The sequence below is a fragment of the Xanthomonas sp. A1809 genome (assembly GCF_017746015.1).
In the GTDB taxonomy this organism is placed as follows: Bacteria; Pseudomonadota; Gammaproteobacteria; order Xanthomonadales; family Xanthomonadaceae; genus Xanthomonas; species Xanthomonas euvesicatoria.
This window is the reverse complement of the sequence record NZ_JAGHWZ010000025.1, coordinates 340-9,566: the sequence shown is the minus strand read 5'-3', so window position 1 is coordinate 9,566 and position 9,227 is coordinate 340. Positions and strand designations below refer to the sequence as shown.

The window sequence follows — 9,227 nt, the reverse complement described above, 5'->3', positions numbered from 1 at the left end:
GCCGGCAGAACCGTCGCCTGGATCGCCAGGGCGCGATGAGCTCGGCGATGTTGAACATGTCCGCCAGCGTGGCCGGTATCGCCTCGCAGAACCGCATCGGTGCCGGCGTCGGTTTCCAGAACGGCGAGTCGGCGTTGTCGGTGGGCTACCAGCGTGCGATCAGCCCGCGCGCCACCCTCACCGTGGGCGGCGCACTCAGCGGCGATGACCGATCGGTTGGGCTGGGCGCTGGTTTCGGCTGGTAGCCGCAGCACGGCCACGCGGTCGCATGCATTCCCGCCGCCCGTCGCCGGGCGGCGCGCTTTCTTCGTCATGCCCTTTCGCACTCACCTCGAAGGAATCCCATCGTGATCCAGAGTTCTTCTACGCAGGTCCTTGTGCTTGCCTGCTGTGTCCTGGCGGCGTCGTGCAGTACAGCGTTGGCCGCCAACCCCAACGCCAACGCCGATGCGGCAGCAGCCAGTGCCCAACGCCAACAGGCCATGGCCAATGCGCCGGTTGACAGAATCATCGTCCGCTACCGCAGCGGGCAGGTCGGTACCGCGCGCGATATCGGCCGCAGTGCCTCGGCGGCAGTCAGTGCGGCCGCCTCGCGCGCATCCGTCCGTCTTGCGCCTGCCGCACGCACCAGTGCCACCGCAGCGCCAACCTATCTGCGCACGCTTGCCGCGGGCGGTGAACTGATCAAATTGCCTGCCCAGCTCAGTCGTGCCGATGCCGACCGGCTTGTGCAGGAATTGAGCGCAGACCCGGCGGTCGAATCGGCGCAGGTGGATCTGCGCATGTATCCGCTGCAAACCAGCGGCGCATTGCCGAACGATCCGCTGCTGCAAACCAATCAATGGCATCTCATCGACCCGGTGGGTGGCATCGACGTCGCCCAAGCCTGGAAAACAACGCAGGGCGAAGGCGTGGTGGTGGCGGTACTGGATACCGGCGTCCTGCCCGATCATCCGGACCTGGCCGGCAATCTGCTCACCGGCTACGACTTCATCACCGACCCGTTCTTCTCGCGTCGCGCCACGGCCGAGCGTGTGCCCGGCGCACTGGACCTCGGCGATTGGATCGCCGAAGACGGCGACTGCGGGCTGTTCTCGGTGGCCAGCGACAGCAGCTGGCACGGCACGCACGTGGCCGGCACGGTTGCCGAAGCCACCAACAACGGCATTGGCGGGGCAGGCGTCGCCTACAGGGCGAAAGTGCTGCCGGTGCGCGTGCTCGGGCACTGCGGCGGGCGACTCTCCGACATCTCCGATGCCATCGTCTGGGCGTCCGGCGGTCACGTCGATGGCGTACCGGACAACCGCGATCCGGCCGAAGTGATCAACCTGAGCCTGGGCGGTGGCGGCGCATGCGGTTCGGCAATGCAGGCCGCGATCGATGGCGCAGTGGCGCGCGGCACCACCGTGGTGGTGGCGGCGGGTAATTCAACGGCCGATGTATCGACGACGACTCCCGCCAACTGCGCCAATGTGATTGCCGTTGCCGCCACACGCGCAACCGGTGCGCTTGCCGATTACAGCAATTTCGGCCGTCAGATCGACCTGGCCGGCCCGGGCGGCAGCTCGATGTCCTTCATCACCAACGATGGCCCGGTCCGCAGTTTTGTTTGGCAAACCCTCTACACCGGCAAAACCACACCAACCTCCGGGCAGTTCACCTATGGCGGCACGCGTTACGCCGGCACCTCGATGGCGTCGCCGCATGTGGCCGGCACCGCCGCATTGGTGCAGAGCGCATTGATCGCCGACGGCAAACCGCCGTTGTCGCCGGCCGCAATGGAGAGCCTGCTCAAGCGCACTGCGCGCGCATTCCCGGTGTCGATTCCGGTGGCAACGCCGGCAGGGGCCGGCATCGTGGATGCCGGAGCCGCAGTTGCGCGCGCGTTACGTCGCTGCGACAGGGGCGATGTGGGGTGTCAGGTGGATGCGCAGCCTCTGCGTAATGGCGTGGTCCAGAGCGGCATCTCCAATCTGTCGGGCGATGCGGGGGTGTTCACGTTCCAAGCGCAGGCGGGTGCGGTGCTGAGTTTCATCAGCTTCGGCGGCAGCGGCCAGGCGGGGTTGTACGTGGCATTCGGGCGCGAGCCCACCGCCACCGACAACGACGGGGCGTCTACGCGTCGCGGCACCAGCCAGACGGTGCGCTTCACTGCGCCGCGTGCCGGCACCTACATCCTCAAGCTGGAAGGCAGCGGTTTCGACGCGGTGAGCCTGCTGGCGCGCCAATGATCCGACACGTCGCCATCGGTTCGGCGAAATCGTCATTTCCTTGGCGGTGAACGCCTGAAACACGGCCACCTCGCGCGCCGATCGACCGCGCATGCTGGCTGTGGGGCATGTTGGCCGCAGATCTGACCGGCCACCCCTGCATTTTGCGCAACCAAGCCCGCTGGCGTCCTGCCAGCGGGTTTTTTTGTCTTTTCCAGTTCCGCCTATTCAGCCCTGAAATGTCTCGAAGGACATGATCTAGGTCGCTGTTTTCCAAAGATTTATCAAAAATCTAATAAAAGCAAGCCGAAGTGTGATCAATCGCGCACTTCTCTTCGCTTTCTGTCAAAAACTTGACGCCCGAAATGACGGCTGTTAACACTCCGCTCAGTTCTATGGTTGGGTAGCGTTCACTTTTTGACTATCCAGGAAGCAGGCGCGAGCCGCTCCGCCGCAAGGCCCATGGCGCGAATCACTGCGGTCACTGCAGGCTGGAACGCCTTCTGCCGCCGGGTGTTCGCCACAAAAACCAGTCCAACAACTCAGGAGTCGTGCGTCGATGAATCGGATTTATCGCAAGGTCTGGAACAAATCGCTTGGCGTGTGGGCCGTAGCCTCGGAATTGGCCAGCGGCGACAGCCCCGGAGCGGTGGCCTCAGCCGCATTCATCGATCGCCGCCAGAGCCTGGCACTGGCCGCCGCCATCGCCCTTGCGCTGGGTGGCGCCGGATTGGCCACGCCGCTTCCTGCCAATGCGCAATCGGTGGAAGTAGGCCGCGGCGCCGCGGCGACGGCCAGCAAGGCCACCGCCATCGGCGCCAATAGCCATGCCAGCGCCACCGGTGCCGTGGCCACCGGCGCCGACAGCAGCGCCAGTGGCGTCAACAGCAGCGCGATCGGTCGCCAGACCAATGCGATCGGCGAACACGCCGTGGCCATCGGCTACAACAGTTTCGTGCGCCAGAGCGGCGAAAACGGCGTGGCGCTCGGCGCCAATGCCGGCGTGACCGGCGCAAATTCGGTGGCGCTGGGCGCAGGCTCGCGCACCCACGAAGACGACGTGGTGTCGGTGGGCAGCGGCAATGGCCGCGGTGGCCCGGCCACGCGCCGCATCACCAACGTCACTGCCGGCGTCAATGCCACCGATGCGGTCAACGTGGCGCAATTGCGCGACGTGGCCGATGTGGCCGAAGACACCGCGCTGTTCTTCAAGGCCTCTCCGGGCGAAGACAGCGTGGGCGCGTATGTCGACGGCGACAGCGCCCTGGCTGCCGGCGACGGCGCCAATGCCGTCGGCACGGCGACCACGGCGCTGGGAACCGGTGCCAATGCGGTAGCCAACAACGCCACTGCAGTGGGCGCAAACGCGCTCGCGTCCGGGCAGAACAGCGCAGCATTCGGTCACAACGCACAGGCCAATGGTCCGGCGAGCGTGGCGGTGGGCGGCGCTGCCGTGGACGAAGACGGCGAGCCGTTGGTCACCAACGGCGGCGTGCCGGTCACCACCGGCGCCACCAGTGCCGGCGTCGGCGGCACCGCAGTCGGCGCCAGCGCCAATGCCGATGGTTTCGCCGCCTCGTCGTTCGGCGTCGGTGCCTATGCGGCCGGTACGCAGTCTTCCGCGTTCGGTGCGGTGGCCAATGCGGCAGGCGATTACGCCACCGCCGTGGGCACGCAGACCAGCGCCAGCGGCACCAGCAGCACCGCGGTCGGTGGTCCGGTCGATTACATCCCGGGTCTGGGCTTCTTCGTGCAGACCCAGGCCAGCGGCGAAGCCTCCACCGCGCTCGGCGCCGGTGCGATCGCATCAGGCGCCTACACCACGGCAGTGGGCACGCTCAGCGAAGCCTCCGGCACCGAAGCCACCGCCGTGGGCTACTTCGCGTATGCACCGGGCGAAGGCGCAACTGCCGTGGGTCCGGAATCGTGGGCGAGCGGCGAACTGAGCACGGCGCTGGGCTATTACAGCACTGCCCGCGGCGCCAATTCGGTGGCGTTGGGCGCCAACTCGGTCGCCACGCGCGCCAATACCGTGTCGGTGGGTGCCGATGGCGCAGAGCGCCAGATCACCCATGTGGCGGCAGGTACCGAGGGCACCGATGCGGTGAATCTCGATCAGCTCACTGCGGTGTCCGATGTTGCGTCCACCACTGCGCGCTCCTTCGTCGCAACCGGCGATGGCGTTGCGATCGCACAAGGCATCGACAGCGTCGCTGCCGGTTCCAACGCATTGGCCGACAGCGACTACAGCACCGCGCTGGGTTCCAGCAGCGCGGCATCTGCGCAGGGTGCAACTGCCGTTGGCAGTGGCGCCAATGCCACCACCGACAACGCCACGGCAGTCGGCTTCAACAGCACTGCGGTGGCGCAGAACACCACGGCGCTTGGCGGCAACAGCAGCGCCTCGGGCGATGCCAGCACCGCAGTGGGCGGCGCGAGCCAGGCCACCGCCAGCGGCGCGACGGCGCTGGGTTACGAGAGCATCGCCAATGGCGCGGACGCCACGGCACTGGGTGTGGGTAGCGTGGCATTCGGCGACACCAGTACCGCCGTGGGTGGTGCAAGCGTGGCCTTCGGTGCCGACAGCGCTGCTTTCGGCGCCAATGCCGCGGCGGGCGGCACTGCATCCACGGCGATCGGCGCAAACAGCAGCGCCTTCGGCGAGCGCACCGTTGCGCTGGGCGGCGCCAGCAACGCGTCGGGCGATGACAGCATTGCGCTCGGTGCGAGCAGTCAGGCCGCTGCGCTGGGCACCACGGCCGTCGGCAGCAATGCCAACGCCAGCATCGCCAATGCCACAGCAGTCGGTTTCAACAGCAGTGCCGGCGATGACTACGCCACCGCACTCGGCGGTGACAGCAACGCATCGGGATATTTCAGCACCGCCGTGGGCGGCACCAGCATCGCCAATGGGCGCGGTGCAACGGCGATCGGCTACGAAACCATCGGCAATGGAACTGCATCGACCGCGCTGGGTTTTGCCAGTGTGGCGTGGGGTGACGGTGGTACCGCCATCGGTACCGAAAGTCTCGCCTACGGTGACAACAGCACGGCAGTGGGCGCGAATGCGGCTGCGGCCGATACCGGCTCGATTGCGGTGGGCACCTACGCAAATGCATATGGTCCGCGTGCCATTTCGCTCGGCGGCCAATCCAGGGCGACCGGCGATGAGAGCATTGCGCTGGGTTGGGAAGCGCAGGCTGAAGGCGACCAGGGCATTGCGCTCGGCGCGCGCAGCCAGGCCGGTGAGATGAGCACGGCCATTGGTAACTACGCCAGCGCCAGTGCCTCTTCTGCCACGGCAGTGGGGAACAACAGCAGTGCTGTTGCTAACAACGCTACCGCGCTGGGTATCGTCAGCATGGCGTCGGGGGATTCCAGTACGGCCATCGGCGGTTTCAGTGTCGCCAATGAGCGTGATGCAACGGCGATCGGCCAGGCAAGTATCAGCAGCGGTGTCGCATCGTCAGCGCTGGGCTCCGCCAGTGTTGCGCGGGGTTTTAACAGCACCGCAATCGGTACCGAAAGTTTGGCCGATGGTTACTACAGTACAGCGCTGGGCGCGAGTGCGCGGGCGAACAACTATTCGTCAACCGCCTTGGGCACTTACGCAAACGCGGTGGGGACAAGCACCACTTCGCTTGGCAGCCAGTCCTTTGCGCTTGGTACCGAGAGTGTCGCGCTGGGCTGGCAATCCAATGCTTCGGGCGAGCAGAGCATTAGTCTCGGCAGCGGTGCGTATACACCTGCCGACAACAGCGTTGCGCTGGGTGCAGGTTCGCTCGCCGATCGCGCCAACACGGTGTCGGTTGGCACAGTCGGCAGCGAGCGGCAGATTGCCAATGTTGCGGCCGGCACCGAGGGCACCGATGCGGTGAACCTGGATCAGCTCAACGCCGTGGCTGGCGCCGCTGAAAACACCGCGCGCCTGTACGCCGGCACCGGCACCGGCACCGCCGATGCGCAGGGCGAAGACGCGACCGCCGCCGGCTCCAATGCCACGGCCGACGGCGATTACAGCAGTGCGTTCGGGTCCAGCAGCCAGGCCACCGCCATCGGTGCGGTGGCCATCGGCAGCGGCGCCAGCGCCACTGCGCAATACGCCAATGCGGCCGGTTACAACGCAGCGGCCAGCGGCTTTGGCAGCGTGTCCAATGGCGCCTTCAGCCAGGCCAGCGGCGACTATGCCGTGGCCGTGGGTGGCGAAAGCGAAGCGGCCGGTGCGCAGAGCACCGCACTCGGCGCCGCCGCCGGTGCGTATGGCGATGGCGCGCTGGCGGTCGGTGCATTGAGCGAAGCGCAGGGCAGCGAATCCACCGCGATGGGCTATTTCGCCAGCGCCAGCGGCGAATCGGCCACTGCCGTCGGCGCGGAGAGCGTTGCCAACGGCACCAGCGCGGCGGCATTCGGCTTCGGTGCCGAGGCGACGTCCAACTACTCCACCGCCTTGGGCGGGTATTCCAGCGCCAGCGGTTTCAACAGCACCGCGCTGGGTAATTTCAGCACTGCCAGCGGCTCCAATACCGTCGCCGTGGGCGGCGATGCGGCCGCCACGGGTGCCTACAGTGTTGCCGCCGGCCAGGGCAGTGTGGCCAGCGGCTACCACAGCGTGTCGGTCGGCGGCGCCTTGCTCGGTCTGTTGCCGACCGAAGCCTCCGGCGATTACTCCACTGCCGTCGGTGGCGCGGCGTGGGCGCCGGGTCTCAACAGCACGGCGCTGGGTAATTTTGCCGAGTCAACCGGCGAAAGCAGCGTGGCGCTCGGCGCCGATTCGGTGGCCGATCGCGACTTCGCGGTGTCGGTGGGCAGTGCCGGCAACGAGCGCCAGATCACCAACGTGGCGGCCGGCACGCAGGGCACCGACGCCGTGAATCTGGACCAGCTCAACGCCGTTGCCGAAGCCGGCGCAGCCACGAGCAAATACTTCCAGGCCAGCGGCAGCGCCGATAGCGATGCAGGTGCCTACGTCGAGGGCGATAACGCGCTGGCGGCAGGCGAGGGTGCCAATGCCACCGGTACCGGCACCACCGCATTGGGTGCGGGCGCGCAGGCCGTGGTGGAGAACGCCACGGCCGTGGGCGTAGGCGCATTGGCTGGCGGCACCGGCGCGGCAGCGCTGGGCAGCAATGCCCAGGCGCTGGGCGAAAACAGCAGCGCGGTCGGCAGCAACGCGTTGGCCAGCGATATCGGCGCCACGGCAAATGGTGCAGGCGCGCAGGCGATTTCGACCTACACCACAGCGCTGGGCAGCGAAGCGGTGGCGTCCGACAATCAGGCCATCGCTGCGGGTTTCCGCAGTACCGCATCCAATGTCGGTAGCGCCGCCTTCGGCGGTTACAGCGAATCGACCGGCCGCCTGTCGTCGGCACTGGGCTATGGCGCGGTCGCGTCGAGCGATTACAGCACCGCCGTCGGCGCCGTTGCGTTGGCCTCCGGTGCCAGCGCCGTCGCCGTCGGCGAATTCAGCGAAGCTACCGGCGACGAGAGCGTGGCCGTGGGCGGCAGCACGTTCTTCGGGTTCATCCCGGCACGTGCCTCCGGCACGGGCGCAGCGGCATTCGGTGCCGGTGCCTGGGCCACCGCGGACTACACCACCGCCATCGGCTGGAATTCCTATGCCGACGGCGTCAATGCCAGCGCCTTGGGCCAGAGCGCAGCGGCGCTTGCAGACAACACCCTGGCATTGGGCGGCGGCAGCCGCGCCGATGCGGTCGGCGCCAGTGCGGTTGGCGTGGATGCGTCGGCGACCGGCATCAACAGCACCGGCGTCGGTCGTCAGGTGAATGCCATCGGCGAAAATGCAGTCTCGGTGGGCTACAACTCGTTCGTGCGCCAGAGCGCGGTCAACGGCGTGGCACTGGGTGCCAATGCGGGTGCGACCGGTGCCGATTCGGTGGCACTGGGGTCTGGCTCGCGCACCTACGAAGCCGACACGGTGTCGATCGGTAGCGGCAATGGCCGCGGTGGTCCGGCCACGCGCCGCATCGTCAACGTCAGCGCCGGCCAGGCGGCCACCGACGCGGTCAACAAGGGGCAACTGGATGCACTGGCGGCCGATGTGCAGACCACCAGCGGCATGCTCAAGACCACCGGCGACGGCGTGGCCTCGGCCACTGGCGATCGCGCCACGGCGGCAGGTGCCGGCGCCACCGCCAGTGGCGCACGCAGCGTGGCGGTTGCCTCCGGCAGCCGTGCCTCGGCCACCGGTGCCAGCGCAATGGGTGTGGATAGCAGCGCCAGCGGCGTGAACAGCACCGCGATGGGCCGGCAGACCAATTCCATCGGCGAAAACGGCGTTGCGCTGGGCTACAACTCCTTCGTGCGCGAAAGCGGCAGCAATGCCGTGGCACTGGGTGCCAACGCTGGCGCCAGCGGTGCCGATTCGGTGGCATTGGGCTCGGGCTCGCGCACCTACGATGCCAATACGGTGTCGGTGGGCAGCGGCGACGGCCGCGGCGGCCCGGCCACGCGCCGTATCGTCAATGTGGGTGCGGGCACGATTGCCAGTGCCAGCACCGATGCGATCAATGGCGGCCAGTTGTTCCAGTCGTTGAGCAATGCGGCCAGCTTCCTCGGCGGCGGTGCGGCGATCGGTGCGCAAGGCGTATTTGTTGCGCCGACCTACGTGATTCAGGGGGCCAGCTACAACAATGTCGGTGCGGCATTGACGGCGTTGGACAGCAAGGTCAGCGAGCTGGATGCACGCAGTGGCAGCACGCCGACCAGCACCGCCGCACGCACCGCATCGCTGCGCACCGCAACGGTACCGGCAGTGGCGGCGACTGCGGTCAGCGATATGTCCAGCAATGTCGCCAGCACTGCGGGCAATGCAACGGCCGCGGTGCAGGGCACGCCCACCGCCGCAATGGACGGCAGCATCACGCCGGCGGCCACGTCCACGGCAGTCGGTACGGCAGCAGTGGCCAACCACGTCACCGGTACTGCAATTGGCGGCAGCGCGTATGCGCATGGTCCCAACGACACCGCCATCGGCAGCAATGCCCGCGTCAATGCCGA

Annotated in this window: 3 protein-coding genes; all 3 read left to right on the top strand. The window is 67.4% G+C overall.

Annotated elements, in window-relative coordinates; genetic code table 11:
* Positions 1-245, top strand: a 245-nt coding sequence (locus J7396_RS21485; RefSeq protein WP_209262088.1) for a YadA-like family protein, incomplete at its 5' end; no start/stop codon positions are given.
* Positions 246-347: 102 nt separating this feature from the next.
* Positions 348-2,231, top strand: coding sequence for a S8 family peptidase (locus J7396_RS21480; RefSeq protein WP_209262087.1), 1,884 nt, complete (start codon positions 348-350; stop codon positions 2,229-2,231).
* 538 nt (positions 2,232-2,769) lie between these two features.
* On the top strand, positions 2,770-9,227 hold a 6,458-nt coding region (locus J7396_RS21475; RefSeq protein WP_244669804.1), incomplete at its 3' end, for an ESPR-type extended signal peptide-containing protein.